The organism is Neobacillus sp. DZ-9 (genome assembly GCF_059587065.1).
Map to the genome: position 1 here is coordinate 58,939 of NZ_JCAIOL010000016.1, position 15,643 is coordinate 74,581.

The window sequence follows — 15,643 nt, forward strand, 5'->3', positions numbered from 1 at the left end:
AAGGGACTCATACTTTGAGCCCCTTTAAATTTTCCCAATTGTATTCTATCTCAAGACCTAATATAATCTTCCTCAAGATATACTGTTTCGCCTTTTTCGATGGTGCACTGGCCGTTGGTGAGTTCGACCATCCATTCGACAAAAGTATCGACGCTTCCTACCTCGACAAACGTATCTATGATGACGTTATCTAGGTAGTGAATTTCTTTCATTTTATATTCCGACGCCCTAAGTTCTTTCTCTAACTTTCCGAGCCAGGTGTAATCAATTTTTACATGGATGATTTGGGAAAGTTTTCTTTCAACAATTCCGACGTCATCAAGACCCTCGGACGTTGCTTTGCCATAAGCGCGAATGAGACCGCCTGCACCTAATTTAATCCCGCCAAAATAGCGGGTAACAACGACGGCGGTGTCTTTTAGCTTTCTCTTTTTCAAAACTTCAAGGATCGGGACGCCTGCAGTTCCGCTTGGTTCCCCGTCATCATTGGCTTTTTGAATCTGATCCTGCTCGCCAATCAGATAGGCAGAACAATTGTGGGTGGCGCCCCAATGCTTTTTCTTGATGATTTGAATAAATTCCTGGGCATCCTGTTCCGTTTCGACTCTTTTTATATGAGCAATAAACCGGGATTTTTGGATTACAATTTCGTGTTCACCTGTTTCTTTTACTGTAAAATAAGTTGCGAGCATGTTAAACTCCTTTCTTTTTTAAAAAAATATAAAATATGGTTGTAATATACCTTTAATATGATAGTAAAATTCGAATGATATAATAATCATAGTTCAGTGAGGTTGAAATGGGTTATAGGAAAAAAGTAGTAGAATAATATTATCATTATACTACTAATTACTGAACTTTGAGGGTTAAGTCTTTAGATAGTGCCTTCAAAATGCAAAACGCTCCATATATAAGTAAAATATGTTAGAAGGCCTAAAGGGAAAAATATGAAATCCCTGGAGGAATGAAAATGAAAATCAAACAGATTAATATGAAGTCCATTGATGAAATCCGCGAAGAAATGATTGAGACAGTAACCTGCAGTAAGGGTGACATCTTTCGCATTAGTGAAAAATGCCGTCAAGATTACGACAACATGACAACGGAATTAGACAATATCAAACAAATGATGGTCAAGCTTAATGATGAAGGAGATCAGCTTGAAAATCAAGTGCACCACGCGAGGGTCATGCTGTCAGAAGTGAGTATGAATATCAAAAAGTATTCAGAGGAAGAGGTCCGTGATGCATATGAAAAAGCGCATCAGTTACAAATGGATCTTTCTATAAATTGGCAGTACAAAAAGCAGCTTTTGGATAAACGCGATGACCTTGAACGCCGGCTATTTGGATTAGTTGATACAATTGATCGAGCAGACCAGCTCATTTCACAAATTTCTGTCGTCATGAACTATTTGCAGAGTGATTTAAAACAAGTCGGCGAGGTAGCCAAAGCGAAGCAGGATTTTGGACTAAAAATTATTGAGGCACAGGAGGAAGAGCGGAAGCGGCTGTCTCGAGAGATTCACGATGGACCGGCGCAAATGCTCGCCAACGTTATCGTTCGTTCCGATTTAATTGAACGCGTCTATCGTGATAGGGGTGTTGAAGAGGCATTTTTGGAAATTGACAGTTTCAAAAAAATGGTCCGTTCAGCCTTATATGAGGTCCGGCGAATTATTTACGACTTACGCCCTATGGCTTTAGATGATTTAGGTCTCGTGCCTACCCTCAGAAAATATCTGCGTACTATCGAAGAATATCATAACCACTCGAAAATTGGTTTTGAGAATATTGGCCTAGAACGCCGGCTTCCGACTAAGTATGAAGTCGCATTGTTCCGCATGATTCAAGAATCAGTGCAAAATGCACTTAAGCATGCGAATGCCTGTGAAATTAAAGTAAGACTGGAAATAACCAATTCGTCAATTAGCGTTTTTATCAAAGACAATGGTGTAGGTTTCGATATTAACCATAAGAAGCCAGAGTCTTTTGGAATGATTGGGATGAGAGAGCGGGTCGACCTGCTCGATGGAGAAATTACATTTGATTCAAAAATTGGCAAGGGAACAGAAGTATTAATTCATGTTCCATTAATCAACTAAATGAGGGGGCGTAGCAAATGACTACTAAAATTGTCATTATTGACGATCACCAACTATTCAGAGAAGGCGTTAAAAGAATACTAGAATTTGAAAAATCGTTTCAAGTCGTGGCAGAAGGCGACGACGGAAGTGAAGCGTTAAACCTTGTACAAGAATATCGTCCAGATGTCGTCATCATGGATATTAATATGCCAGAAAAGAATGGTGTCGAAGCCACACGTGAATTAGTCGAGAAATATCCTGAAACAAAGGTAATCATTTTATCGATTCACGATGATGAAAATTATGTGACCCACGCGCTGCAAACGGGTGCCTGCGGCTACCTGTTAAAAGAAATGGATGCAGATGCATTAATAGAAGCAGTACGTGTCGTGGCTGATGGTGGCTCTTACTTGCATCCAAAGGTCACTCACAACTTAGTCAACGAATACCGTAAGCTCGCTTCCGGTGTGGTCCGTGCAGGTTCCTACGTGCAGACGATCGAAATTCGCCGTCCATTGCACTTGTTAACTCGCCGTGAATGTGAAGTGCTGCAGATGCTTGCAGATGGAAAAAGCAACCGTGGTATTGGTGAAGCTTTATTTATCAGTGAAAAAACGGTCAAAAACCATGTATCCAACATTTTGCAAAAAATGAACGTCAATGACCGTACACAAGCTGTTGTCGTTGCGATCAAAAATGGCTGGGTGGAAGTACGTTAATAGTTTTGCCAAGAGCATGCTCTGAATGAGCATGCTCTTTTTTGTGGTGCATTATTTAGGATTTTCATATAAAATAGTCATACTGTATTTTAAGACAAGGATGGTAGACATATATGAAAACGGCAGTTGTCACGGATAGCACCGCGTACATAACCAAGGAATTGCGAGAAAAATTTAATATACATATGATCCCGTTAAATGTCATTTTCGAGAATGAGGTTTATCAGGAGGAAATCGATATCAAGTGGAGCCAGTTCTACGAGGAGGTTCGGGTCAAAGCGCTGCCTACGACTTCCCAGCCGCCGATCGGCCAATTCGTGGAATTGTTTGAGCGGCTAGCTTCTGAAGGTTACGACGCTGTTATCAGTATTCATTTGTCCAGTGGAATCAGCGGCACGTATCAAGGGGCGGTTAGCGCAGGTACGATGGTTGAGGGAATCAAGGTGTATCCATTTGATTCGGAAATCAGTTGTATGGTTCAGGGGTTTTATGCCTTGGAAGCGGCTGAGATGGCTTCTTCAGGAGCGGATGTCGAGGTGATAATGGCTCGGCTTTCAGAGTTGAAGAAGACGGCACGTGCTTATTTTATGGTCGATGATCTGGCACATTTACAGCGAGGCGGCCGCCTGTCAAGCGCCCAAGCCTTCATTGGCAGCTTATTGCAGGTGAAACCACTGCTGCATTTTGTGGACAAGCTTATTGCTCCGTTTGAAAAAATACGCACCCGCCGGAAAGCAATGAAGCGGATCGCCGATTTGCTTGGAGAGGATGCCTTGAGCGGCGGCGATTGGCAGGCTGTCATCATTCACGCCAATCGCGAGCAGGAAGCAGCGGAATGGCGTCAAGAGCTGGCTAGTCTGTACCCCAACGTAGAATTCTCTGTTAGCTACTTCGGCGCCGTCATCGGCACCCACCTCGGTGAAGGCGCCATGGGCTTGGGCTGGATGAAAAAACTTTAAAATACATGCCATTCCGGTCTTTAGGCCGGAATGGTTTTTATTTTGGGGTGTTGGCGAAATAAAGGAAAAGTGCGCGAAATAAATGGTAAATCGGCGAAAAAACTTGTAAGGCCGCGAAATAAAATCAAAAACACGCGAAAATACAGTCCAAGTCGGCGAAAACCCTCCGGATGAGAGCAAGCATCCTAAAAATAAGAAGAACCTAGACTAGAATAGTTTAAAAAAAGGTATTTTTAAAAGTGGTTTAGAGGAGCGCGCGAAAAAAATGGAAAAGTGCGCGAAATAAAATGTTCAATCTGCGAAAAAAACTTGTAAGGCCGCGAAATAAAATCAAAAACACGCGAAAATACAGTCCAAGTCGGCGAAAACCCTCCGGATGAGAGCAAGCATCATAAAAATAAGTAGAACCTAGACTGGAACAGTTTTAAAAAATGCATTTTTAAAAGTGGTTTAGAGGGGCGCGCGAAAAAAATGGAAGAGTGCACGAAATTAAAGGAGCAATCGGCGAAAAAAACTGGTAAGACCGCGAAATAAACTCAAAAATCAGCGAAATAAACTTATTTTGTCGCGAAATTATTTTCAATAGACAAAAGAGTTACCAATAACTTCATCTTTAGTCACAAAATTGTCGAAAATATCCTGTTCTTTCGACATTAATAGGCAGGATACAACGAAGTTTACCTAGAATCCCTCTGAAAGGGAAAAGGAGTGAATATAAATTGATTATGAATGACTTGACTGTCCCATTAAGACTCATATTAACAGCAGTATTGAAAAGAAGACTCAGAATTGGCCATATAAAACATTCGGAAATTGAAAAAGACCTTGCCAAAAGATGGGCGGGGTACTGGGGTGAAATTGCATTAGCCCATTATATGAAAGAACTTCCTCAAGAAAAATACTACATTTTCCACGATCTTCAATTACAACACAATGGTGTTCACTTTCAAATCGATACACTTTTAATATCACAAAATTACATTCTCATCATTGAAGCAAAAAATATTAATGGCACCCTGCTGTTTGATAATGTATTCAAACAGTTAATACGTATTAATGATGATGGAACGGAGGAATCCTTCGAAGATCCGCGGGTCCAATGTCAAAGGCTCCAATACCTCCTAGGGGGCTGGCTTGTCAAAAATGGCTTAAATCTTCTGCCAATGGATTATCTCATATTCTTTAAGAGTGTGAAAACAATATTAAAAGTTAACCCTGGTGATAAAGTTGATTTTAGTAAAATATGCAAAGGGAGAGACATTTTTAATAAAATAGAGAGTCTGGAAACCAAGTATCATCAAGTAAGAGTTGATAATGAGACCATTACTAGACTAGTGGAATTACTTTTAAGACAACATAGCCCTAAACAAATAAACATTTTAGAAGAGTACAACATTTCAAAGGAAGACATTCGAAGCGGAGTACATTGTCCTAATTGCTTCTATATACCGATGATTTACAAGAAGGGAAAATGGTTTTGTCCAACCTGTTATATCTCCTCAAAAGATGCTCTCATCGAAGGGCTAAACGACTATTTTTACTTAATCCAACCCTTCATATCAAGCTCAGAATTTCGAAGTTTTTTCCATATTCCCACCAAAGATATTGCTCAAAAAAAACTTATTAATTTGCACCTGCCATCCACAGGCACAACCAAAAATCGAAAATACCACTTCACCCCAAAGGAGATTCCCTATGCGCTTTATCTTAAAAAACGAGCAGTTAACCCCAATCAAATTTCCACATGAAAAATCATTTAGAATTTCCCAAGTCCCACTTATCCCAAGCCCACAGCTAAATCCAAACTTTCCTTACAACAAAGACCTGCAGCAGCTTCTTACCGGCAAACAGATCCTTCTTGACGATATCCCATTTCCCCTCAATGAAATTCACACTCATTACGAAAATGGATATGTTACTTACCGACCTGGTATCCAATACAATGGTAAAAAGCCGAGCTGTACAAGATGTGGAAACAATGACCCACAGTGGTTTTCAACCTACCCATGCAAAAGGTGCGGCGAAACATGCCTCTATTGCCGGCAATGCATTATGATGGGGCGGATAAGCGAATGCACGCCGCTGCTTGGCTGGAATGTCCCTGTGCCTGACACCCCACTCCCGCCCAAAATTATGGCTTGGGAGGGGAAACTTTCAGAGGGACAACAATCCGCATCCAACCATGTGGTCAACGCAATCAAACAAAATAAAGAACACCTAATTTGGGCTGTTTGCGGAGCTGGAAAAACAGAAGTACTGTTCGCGGGAATCGAAGCCGCCTTAGCTGCCCAAAAAAGAATCTGCATCGCCACACCCAGAACAGACGTCGTTCTCGAACTTACACCCCGATTGAAGGCCGCCTTTCCTAAAATAAAAATCGCATCCTTATACGGCGGCAGCGAAGACCGACATTTATTCGCTCCGCTCACGATTGCAACCACCCACCAGCTGCTCCGTTTTTACCATGCCTTTGATGCAATCATTTTAGATGAAGTCGATGCCTTTCCCTACACGGTCGAGGAATCACTCCAACATGCAGCCATTCAAGCGCGGAAGCCAAACTCGGCCATGATCTATCTAACCGCCACACCCAATCAAAAATGGCAAAGAGAATGCCGGACTGGAAAAAGAGCCTTTACCACGATACCTGCCCGCTTTCACCGCCACCCACTCCCAGTCCCCGAATTCATTTGGTGTGGGAACTGGCAAAAGCAGCTTCAAAAAAACAAACTACCGCAGAATGTCCTCCGCTGGATAAAAGACAGAACCGAATTAAACAAACAAGCACTACTCTTTTTTCCTCATATCCCGTTAATGGAAAAAGCTCTTCCCATCATACGTAGACTTGCCCCGAATACTGTGTCCGTCCATGCAGAGGACCCTAATAGGAAGGAAAAAGTACAAAAAATGCGCGCAAAGGAAATTCCGTTACTCCTCACAACGACCATTTTGGAAAGAGGAGTAACCTTTCCCAATATTGACGTGGCAATCGTCGGGGCTGAAGATGAAATTTTTACAGAAAGTGCCTTAGTTCAAATTGCCGGAAGAGCAGGGAGGAGTAAGGATTACCCGGATGGAGTAGTGACCTTCTTTCATTACGGAAAAACGGAAGAAATGTTAAAAGCAAAAAAACAAATTGTCGGGATGAATCGTGATGGCGTAAAAAGGGGATTAATTGATTAGTTAAAAAGGGATGAGAAGAATGAATTTATTCCTGCAAGACCGCTGTTTAATATGCCACGAGCCAATCAGCCCCAACGTTAGCTGGAGGGCGATGGTTTCGATCGAAAAAGAGCAGCCGATTTGCTCCACATGTGAATACAAGCTAGAAAAAATAGAAGGAGAAACATGCCAAATTTGTTGCCGTCCCTTTATTCTCTTAGACGATAAATTTCGTCATGGGGATCTATGCCATGATTGTAAGCGATGGGAGGAAGACTCGGAATGGCAGGGTTTTCTTGATAAGAACATCTCTCTATTTCTCTATAATGACTTTTTAAAAGAAGTGCTTGCGAAATTTAAATTTCGTGGAGATTATGCCTTGGTAAAAGTATTCGCAGAAATTCTGAAAGATAAGTTGACAAAAATGGAAGCGGACCTGTTTGTTCCGGTTCCATTAAGTGGTGAGCGCCTATATGAGCGAGGGTTTAATCAATCGGAAGCACTCCTGGCCGAGTCAGGCTTTGCCCCATCAGAAATCATTTCCCGCATCCATTCCGAGAAACAATCGAAAAAATCACGCTCTGAGAGAATCCATCTACCCCAAGTTTTTAAGATATGCGATGACTTAAATTTAAAAGACAAAAACATTGTAATTATCGATGATATCTATACAACAGGCTCAACCATAAGGCATGCCGCAAAACTTTTAAAAAGCGCAGGGGCTGCTACCATTCAATCAATAACGATAGCCAGATAGGTTCTTGACACCTTAAAGTAACACTCAAAAGCATATTAGTGGCAAATTGTCCCAATTAATATTAAGATTTAGATGAATAACTATTCATTTTAGTAAATGTTTCCTATTAATGTCAAAGGCAGTGCCAAACATTGTCACTATTTACCCATTGTTTTTGTCAATAATTCGACAAAATTTTTGTTCTGATTTAGCAGGATTATCATAGGGTAGAATAGAAATGTTATTACATAGCCTTAACTAAAGGAGGAGTCCACATGAAATATAACGTTCGTGGCGAAAACATTGAGGTTACTCCAGCAATTAGAGAGTATGTAGAAAAGAAAATTTCAAAATTGGAGCGCTATTTTACGGAAGCACCCGACGCAAAAGTAAATGTGAATCTTAGATTCAATCAGGATAAAACTTCTAAAGTAGAGGTAACCATCCCGCTGCCGCATTTAGTTTTACGTGCTGAAGAAACAAATGTTGATATGTACGCTGGAATTGATTTAATTTCAGATAAGCTTGAGCGTCAAATCCGTAAGCACAAAACAAAAGTAAATCGTAAATTCCGTGAAAAAGGTGATTTTCCTATTACCTTTGCAACTTCAGAAAATACCGAAGTACATGATTTAGATGAGGAAGATTTAGAGTTAGTGCGTACAAAGCGCTTCGACCTTAAACCAATGGATAGCGAAGAAGCAATCCTGCAAATGAACATGCTAGGTCACAGCTTTTACGTTTTCACTAACTCAGATACTAACCGTACTAATGTTGTTTACAAGCGTAAAGATGGCCGCTATGGCTTAATTGAAGCACATTAATATGAACAAGAACGTCGCACCGGATGTCCGGAGCGGCGTTTTTTTCAATAAAGGACTCATCTGGCTATCTTTCCATGGGAAAAATTTATGATTTAAAGTTCTGTTCAATATAGCTAACCTTTTTTATAAGTACCGACGTAATTACAAATTGATGAGCGTAATCTTTAATAGATTTATAATAGGGGGACAAATGGCGACATGAATAACAAAAAAATTACTAGTTTAGTAACAAGTGGTATGCTTGCTTCAACCTTAATTTTTTCTATTGGTGCTGGCAGTGCTTTTGCAAGTGGCGATGACACGGAAGCAACAACGAATACAACGGTGACAACTGATCAAGTTCAAAATGGAACAGAACAAACAGATGTTAAAGCACCAGAGCAAGAAAAAGCGGAAACTCCTTCATTAGTTCCTGGGGATTTCTTCTATTTTGTTAAAACAATGACTGAAAATATCCAGCTTGCCTTCACTTTTGATGATTATAAACAAGCTAAACTTTTAGCGGATTTTGCGTCTGAACGTATTGCAGAAGCCAATGCATTATTTGCAGAAGGCAAAACGGAAGAGGCTGCAACGCTATTAAAAGAAGCTATAGCCACTCAGGAGGAAGCTAGTCAAGCATTACCTGCAACTGAAGAAGGAACTGAAGCAGATTCTTCAGATAACACTCAAGGTGCCGATGAAGGCAAAGTTGAAGTAAAGCTTGCCCATAACATCGATGCTTTATGTGCAGCTTTGGCACACGTTAAGAACCCAACTGCGCAGCATTCAATCATGAAAAACGTTCAAAAGTCATTTGCCAAATTAGCAAAAAAGGCAGCGAGACTTGAAGAAAAAGATGCTAAATTTGCTAAAAAAATGAGCGAAATCGAAGATAAAGTTGCGAGTGGTCAAATGTCAGAAGATGAAGCTGCTCTTGCAAAAAGTAAACTTGAAAAGAAACAGCATAAGCATGATGAAGCAGCAACTGAGCCTGAAAAAGTGGAGCAGGAATCAACTGAGGCAAAACAAGACCAAGATGATGACCAGCAACAAGATGCGAAAGCAGGTATGGTAAATCATACAGAAGCTGCAAACAAAGCGGTAGAAAAGCAACAAGAGGCAGCTAAAAAGGCTGAAGCTAAAAAACAAGAAGCAGCAAAAAAAGCTCAAGTGCAGCAGCAAAAATCAAAAGAAAATAAGCAAGAAGAAGTTAAAAAAGATGGCTATAAGAAATCTGAAAAAGATGACGATCATAATGATGATCAGGGAGAAAATAACGACAACCAATAAATGGTAAAAAAACGACCGTCAAAAAATGATGGTCGTTTTTGTGTTAATAAAAGTTATCCACATGTGGATATCAGCAAATCCATGATGAATATCCACAAAATTCAGAGAGTTATCTACAATTTCACATCACTTATCTACAAATCCACAAAATCCATCCCCAAAATAGGAAAAGAGCCGGCGATTTCTATGCCAGCTCTCATTAAAAATATTCTTTATTTCGCTGCTCCACAACAATTCTTATATTTCTTGCCGCTGCCGCAAATACATGGATCATTGCGGCCGACATCTAACTGATTTACTTTCGGCTTCTTCTTAACAGCTTCTCCGTCTTCCTTTGGATTCACGGCTTGGCCTTTTGCTACCTCTTGGCGCTCCAAATTGTTGCGGATTTCAGCCTTCATGATATACATGGCCGCTTCTTCCTCAATTGATTGGATCATTGCTTCAAACATTGCAAAGCCCTCATGCTGGTATTCACGAAGCGGATCGATTTGACCGTATGCACGTAAATGGATACCTTGGCGTAGCTGATCCATCGCATCTATGTGGTCAATCCATTTGGAATCAACCGCACGAAGAGTAACCACTTTTTCAAACTCCCGCATTTGCTCAGGGAAAAGAATTTGTTCTTTTTCCTCGTAGCGCTCCTTCACTTCTGCATAAATGGCATCGACCATTTCTTTTGAATCCTTACCTTTTAAATCCTCTAAAGTGATATCACCTTCCTGAAGCAGGTTGGCATGTACGTAATCAACAATTCCCTGGAGGTTCCATTCTTCTTCATCCTCATGGTGAGAAACGTGGGCATCGACTGAACGTTGAATGGTACTTAGAATCATTTTATGAACGATTTCTCGAAGGTTATCTGATTCTAACACTTCGTCACGTTGAGTGTAAATAATTTCACGCTGCTGACGAAGAACATCGTCATATTGCAGAAGCTGTTTACGGGCATCAAAATTGTTGCCTTCAACCCGTTTTTGTGCGGATTCAACAGCCCTAGATACCATCTTACTTTGAATCGGCTGGGTATCATCCATCCCAAGGCGCTGCATCATGGTCTTCATATTATCTGAACCAAAGCGGCGCATCAATTCATCTTCCATGGATAAATAGAACTGGGTAACCCCTGGGTCCCCTTGACGTCCAGAACGTCCGCGGAGCTGATTATCAATCCGGCGGCTCTCATGGCGCTCTGTTCCGATTACAGCAAGACCCCCTAATTCAATAACTCCCTCGCCAAGCTTAATGTCGGTACCGCGTCCTGCCATGTTTGTCGCAATCGTAACCGCGCCTTTGTGACCAGCTTCTGCGATAATTTCCGCTTCGCGTTCATGGTTTTTCGCATTCAAGACATTATGATGAATACGCTTTTTGAATAAATAAGTGGAAATAAGCTCAGATGTTTCAATCGCTACCGTACCAACTAGAACAGGCTGTCCCTTTTGGTTGCGTTCAGCAATATCCTCAACAACTGCTCTAAACTTACCGTCCATCGATGCATAAATTAAATCCGGCCGGTCATCACGCGCAATTGGTTTATTAGTTGGGATCACGATAACGTTCATATTATAAATGTTACGGAATTCTTCTTCTTCGGTTTTAGCCGTACCAGTCATACCAGATAATTTTTCATACATACGGAAATAGTTTTGGAACGTAATGGTTGCCATTGTCATGCTTTCGTTTTGGACCTCGAGACCTTCTTTTGCCTCAATCGCCTGGTGCAAGCCTTCGCTGTAACGGCGCCCCTTCATTAAACGGCCGGTGAACTGGTCAACGATGACAATTTCGCCTTCTTGCACAACGTAATCAACATCGAGGTGCATACTGACATTTGCCTTTAACGCCTGGTTAATATGATGGTTTAGGGTAACGTGCGACATATCAAAAAGGTTTTCTATGCCGAACGCTTTTTCCGCTTTGCTGATACCTTCCTCTGTCAGCATAACGCCCTTCGTTTTTTCATCATAAGTATAATCCTGGTCCTTTGTTAACATACGGACAAAAGCATTGGCTTGAATATAAAGCGCAGCGGATTTTTGTGCTGAGCCCGAGATAATTAATGGTGTACGCGCTTCGTCAATTAAAATGGAGTCAACTTCGTCAATGACCGCATAAAAAAGCGGGCGCTGCACTTTTTGCTCTTTATAAAGAACCATGTTGTCACGAAGGTAGTCAAATCCCAATTCGTTGTTTGTACCATAGGTAATATCACAGGCATACGCAGCCTGTTTTTCATCTTTATCCATGCTGTTTAAGTTAAGTCCGACGGTTAATCCTAAAAATTGGTAAAGTTGACCCATTTCGTTGGCGTCACGGCTAGCTAGGTATTCGTTAACCGTAACAACGTGTACGCCTTTTCCGGAAAGAGCATTTAAATAAACCGGCATCGTCGCTGTTAACGTTTTACCTTCCCCGGTCTTCATCTCCGAAATGTTCCCTTCGTGGAGTGAAATACCCCCCATCAGCTGAACATGGTACGGATACAGGCCAAGCACACGGCGTGCACCTTCACGAACGACCGCAAAGGCTTCCACAAGAAGGTCATCAAGGGTTTCGCCGTTTTGATAGCGAGCTTTAAATGCCTCTGTTTTTTCACGAAGCTGATCATCTGTCAGCTTTTCAGTTTCTGCCGCTAAGGCGTCAATTTGTACTGCAAGCTTTTCCAGACGCTTAAGTTCACGTTTATTAAGATCAAATACTTTATTTAAAATCCCCATCATGTGATGAACGCTCCTTTTTATCGAGACTACAAAAACACTTTTTCAAAAAAAATCATATCAAACTTTTTCGATAATTTCCCTTTTCATCTTACCATTTCCTCTATACAGTGACAACAATGTTGGTGTAGAAGCAAATATTGTCAGTCTCCTATTAAGACTAATTTTCCATGAAAGGTAAGTTCGTTTTTTCGTCAAATATGACAGATTGATGGATTTTTATGGAAAATACAATGTAAGTAAGATTAAAATCGCAATAACCTACTAAAGATTTGTATAAAAAGAATAAAAAGTGAATTTTTATTCAATGATTTATCACTGCTATGGTACTTAGTAATCCTTTAAAAACAACATATCAATAGTGTTTTTAGAGGTAATGGACCATCTGGTTGGAATGGAAAAATATTCACAAATTGTACATTGGAATAACCTTTCGCAATGTTAGATACTACCTTTAGAGAGGTTGAAATGGAAAATAAATAGATAATGAATCCAATATGGGAAGGGTGAGAACAGTGGCCTTTTGGGGGAAAAAAAATAATGAGAATAATCCCGAAACTATAGAAGAAAGAAAAAGAGTTGGCCCTATTCGCAGACTTTGGCAAAAGTTCCGAAAAATAGATTGGAAGAATCCAGTTAACAGATGGAAATTACTTTTTGTCTCACTGATTGGTTGTATTGTTGTTTTTGGCGGGGGATATGGAGTTCTTTCCTTAACTAACTCGCCAACCTTTTGTGTCAGCTGCCACGAGATGGCACCTGAGTATTCAACCTTTACAGCAAGTGCGCACAACCAGATTTCCTGTGTCCAGTGTCATATCAAGCCAGGGTTCACCAACATGATCACACACAAAATGAAATCTATGAAGGAAGTGTACTACCACGTTACAGGCGTACCGAAACAAATTGTGCAAACGGAGGAAGAGGCTGTATCAAACGAAAACTGTTTACAATGTCACTCGAAGAATCGGTTGGTTACAGCATCAGGAGACCTAAAGGTAAACCACAAACAACATATTGAAAAAGATATCCCATGTATCACCTGTCACGCTGGTGTGGTTCATGCAAAAATTGCCGGCCGCGGGATAAACGTTGAAGATGCACGAGGCGAATGGACAAAAGAAAATGCTGAAAAATTCATCGAGAAAAAATACTTAAGACCAAACATGGGTACCTGTATTGATTGCCATGACAAGGTAAATAACGGAGAAGAACCGTGGAAGGATGTTGCTTACAATGTTCCGCCAAACCCAGAAGAACTTGAGAAAAAGCTTGATGAAAACCAACAAGGAGCTGTAAAAGAAACATCTGCTGAAGGAACGAATGAAGCAACAACTGAAGGTGAAAAGAACGAAGCCGTTGCTTTAGAGCATGAGCAAAAAACACAAGAGATCATTTTGCAGGCAATTGGCAAGCAAAAGAAAAACGTGAAGATTTCAATGGAATGTAAGACTTGTCATAAACAAACAGTGATTCCTAAGACACATAAAAAAGTGGATTGGAACCAAAACCACGGCGATACTGCTGTCCTGCAACTTGATAAATGTATGAATTGTCACCAAGATTCCAAATGGGTACGGGAAATTCCAAAAGAGGATATCATTTCACTTCTGAAAATGGGGAATCAAAAGATTAAGTACACACCAAATTTGACTCTCGCAAAAGATCAAGCGCGAACCAATAAATTCTGTGCTGCTTGTCACGCCGACCGTCCGGATGGACATGGCGAAAGCAATCAATGGTTAACGGGCCACGCTGCTAAAGCTAAAACAAGTGATCAGAAAGCCAAATGTTTCGTCTGTCATGACCAAGATAAACCAAAAGCGGACTCTGCCGCAGCGAAAGCACCAACAGATGTTTATTGCCAATATTGCCATAGAACCGGTTTTAAAGATGCTAAGAAGTAAGGTGAAAATGTTTAAGAGGAGGGAAAATAGTGGAAGAAGAACAAATGAATCAGACCTCCCCTCCACGGACTCGCTACAAATTATATAAATATTTAACAGTATCACTGTTAGTTATCGTCGTCTTTTTCGCATTGGGATTGATAGGAGTGGAATCTACTTCGAGTTCAAAGTTCTGCTCCTCGTGCCATGAGATGAAGCCCGAGTATTATACGTGGAAGGCGTCCACACATAGCGAAGTAGATTGCGTTAAATGTCATATAGGCTCAGGTACAAAAGAATATGCTCAAGCGAAAGCAAATGGTCTTCTGCAGGTTTACAAGAAAGCGACACAAACATACACCGCGCCTATTCGAATGCCTAAGGAAATACCTGATAGTGCCTGTGAGAGCTGTCATGATGTATCCAAACGCGATGTCACAGCATCCGGCGATATAATCATCCCTCATGATAAACACAAAAACAAAGACATTGGATGTATCCAATGCCATAACGGTGTTGCTCACGGTAAAATTGCCGATCGAAAAATGACGTTCCAAACCGACTATGATAAATGGGATTCGAAAACCGGTGTTTCAGCAATGGCGAATTTCAAATTCACCCGTCCAGATATGGACACATGTGTGGAATGTCATATGGCTCGTAAAGTAACCAATGAATGCTCAGCTTGTCACAAAACGGGCATGCTTCCTAAAAACCATAAAAAAGCTGATTTTAAATCAAAAACACACGGGAGGCAGGCGGCAGAAAATTTAAAGAAATGCCAACAGTGTCATAATGAAATGTCGAAGGAACCGTTAAAAGGGTATGAAGAGCCATCTGTAATAGAAAGTTTCCTTAATAAGGATACTGCTCTCACAAAACAAAAGAACCAATACGACTATGCAAAAGAGAATACTTTTTGCAAGAACTGCCACAGCAAGCGTCCAGCTAGCCATGATAGCAGCTTTTTCGGCAGTCATGGATCGATTGCAAGCAAAAATCAACCATCTTGTGTCGCATGCCATGATGTGAAAAAGTCTAGTACAGTAACTGGAAATCAAGTGAATTGCTCAGGCTGTCACTCGAGCAAACATAGTCAAAAGAATTTCAAAGAAAACCATCCTATTCCATTAGATGGAGTAAAGAGACCTTCAGCGAAATGCTATACGTGTCATTCCGAACCAAAGTGTACAGAATGCCATAAGCAATAGAGCAGTATTTATCCCGTGAAAACAGTCAATCGTTACCTATGATTTGGAGCTATATAGGTTCTGAT

General features: G+C 40.8%; 12 protein-coding genes. 10 read left to right on the top strand and 2 right to left on the bottom strand.

Annotated elements, in window-relative coordinates:
- Positions 1-50: 50 nt before the first annotated feature.
- Positions 51-692, bottom strand: coding sequence for a YigZ family protein (locus AC59HZ_RS28440; protein ID WP_496549127.1), 642 nt, complete (start codon positions 690-692; stop codon positions 51-53).
- Between the two features lie 278 nt (positions 693-970).
- Here AC59HZ_RS28440 and AC59HZ_RS28445 point away from each other — a divergent pair, with 278 nt between their 5' ends.
- The 8 genes from AC59HZ_RS28445 (at position 971) to AC59HZ_RS28480 (ending at position 9,758) form a co-directional block, all read left to right on the top strand.
- Complete coding sequence (locus tag AC59HZ_RS28445; RefSeq protein ID WP_496549128.1) at positions 971-2,104, top strand: sensor histidine kinase; 1,134 nt, start codon at positions 971-973, stop codon at positions 2,102-2,104.
- Between the two features lie 17 nt (positions 2,105-2,121).
- On the top strand, positions 2,122-2,805 hold the full coding sequence (locus AC59HZ_RS28450) for a response regulator transcription factor (RefSeq protein WP_430064792.1): 684 nt from the start codon (positions 2,122-2,124) through the stop codon (positions 2,803-2,805).
- 113 nt (positions 2,806-2,918) lie between these two features.
- The gene (locus AC59HZ_RS28455; RefSeq protein WP_496549129.1) at positions 2,919-3,764 is read left to right on the top strand and encodes a DegV family protein; all 846 of its coding nucleotides are present in this window, start codon (positions 2,919-2,921) and stop codon (positions 3,762-3,764) included.
- A 725-nt stretch (positions 3,765-4,489) separates the two neighbouring features.
- A complete protein-coding gene (locus tag AC59HZ_RS28460) occupies positions 4,490-5,512 on the top strand; it encodes an NERD domain-containing protein (protein WP_496549156.1) in 1,023 nt (340 codons plus the stop codon).
- A gap of 103 nt (positions 5,513-5,615) precedes the next feature.
- Positions 5,616-6,947, top strand: a complete 1,332-nt coding sequence (locus tag AC59HZ_RS28465) for an ATP-dependent helicase ComFA (RefSeq protein WP_496549157.1) — start codon at positions 5,616-5,618, stop codon at positions 6,945-6,947.
- Between the two features lie 10 nt (positions 6,948-6,957).
- The gene (locus AC59HZ_RS28470) at positions 6,958-7,683 is read left to right on the top strand and encodes a ComFC family protein (RefSeq protein ID WP_496549130.1); all 726 of its coding nucleotides are present in this window, start codon (positions 6,958-6,960) and stop codon (positions 7,681-7,683) included.
- 254 nt (positions 7,684-7,937) lie between these two features.
- The gene (gene hpf, locus AC59HZ_RS28475) at positions 7,938-8,486 is read left to right on the top strand and encodes a ribosome hibernation-promoting factor, HPF/YfiA family (protein WP_223592184.1); all 549 of its coding nucleotides are present in this window, start codon (positions 7,938-7,940) and stop codon (positions 8,484-8,486) included.
- Positions 8,487-8,684: 198 nt separating this feature from the next.
- Positions 8,685-9,758 (top strand): DUF5667 domain-containing protein, encoded by a 1,074-nt coding sequence (locus AC59HZ_RS28480; protein WP_496549131.1) that lies wholly within the window; start codon positions 8,685-8,687, stop codon positions 9,756-9,758.
- A gap of 212 nt (positions 9,759-9,970) precedes the next feature.
- Here AC59HZ_RS28480 and secA read toward each other — a convergent pair whose 3' ends face one another.
- The gene (gene secA / locus AC59HZ_RS28485; protein ID WP_496549132.1) at positions 9,971-12,484 is read right to left on the bottom strand and encodes a preprotein translocase subunit SecA; all 2,514 of its coding nucleotides are present in this window, start codon (positions 12,482-12,484) and stop codon (positions 9,971-9,973) included.
- Between the two features lie 494 nt (positions 12,485-12,978).
- On the opposite strand from secA, the gene AC59HZ_RS28490 reads away from it, so the two are divergent.
- Both AC59HZ_RS28490 and AC59HZ_RS28495 read left to right on the top strand, forming a co-directional pair.
- Entirely contained in the window at positions 12,979-14,388 is a 1,410-nt protein-coding gene (locus AC59HZ_RS28490) for a cytochrome c3 family protein (protein WP_496549133.1), read from the top strand.
- 29 nt (positions 14,389-14,417) lie between these two features.
- Entirely contained in the window at positions 14,418-15,578 is a 1,161-nt protein-coding gene (locus AC59HZ_RS28495) for a cytochrome c3 family protein (protein ID WP_496549134.1), read from the top strand.
- The last annotated feature ends 65 nt before the right edge of the window (positions 15,579-15,643 follow it).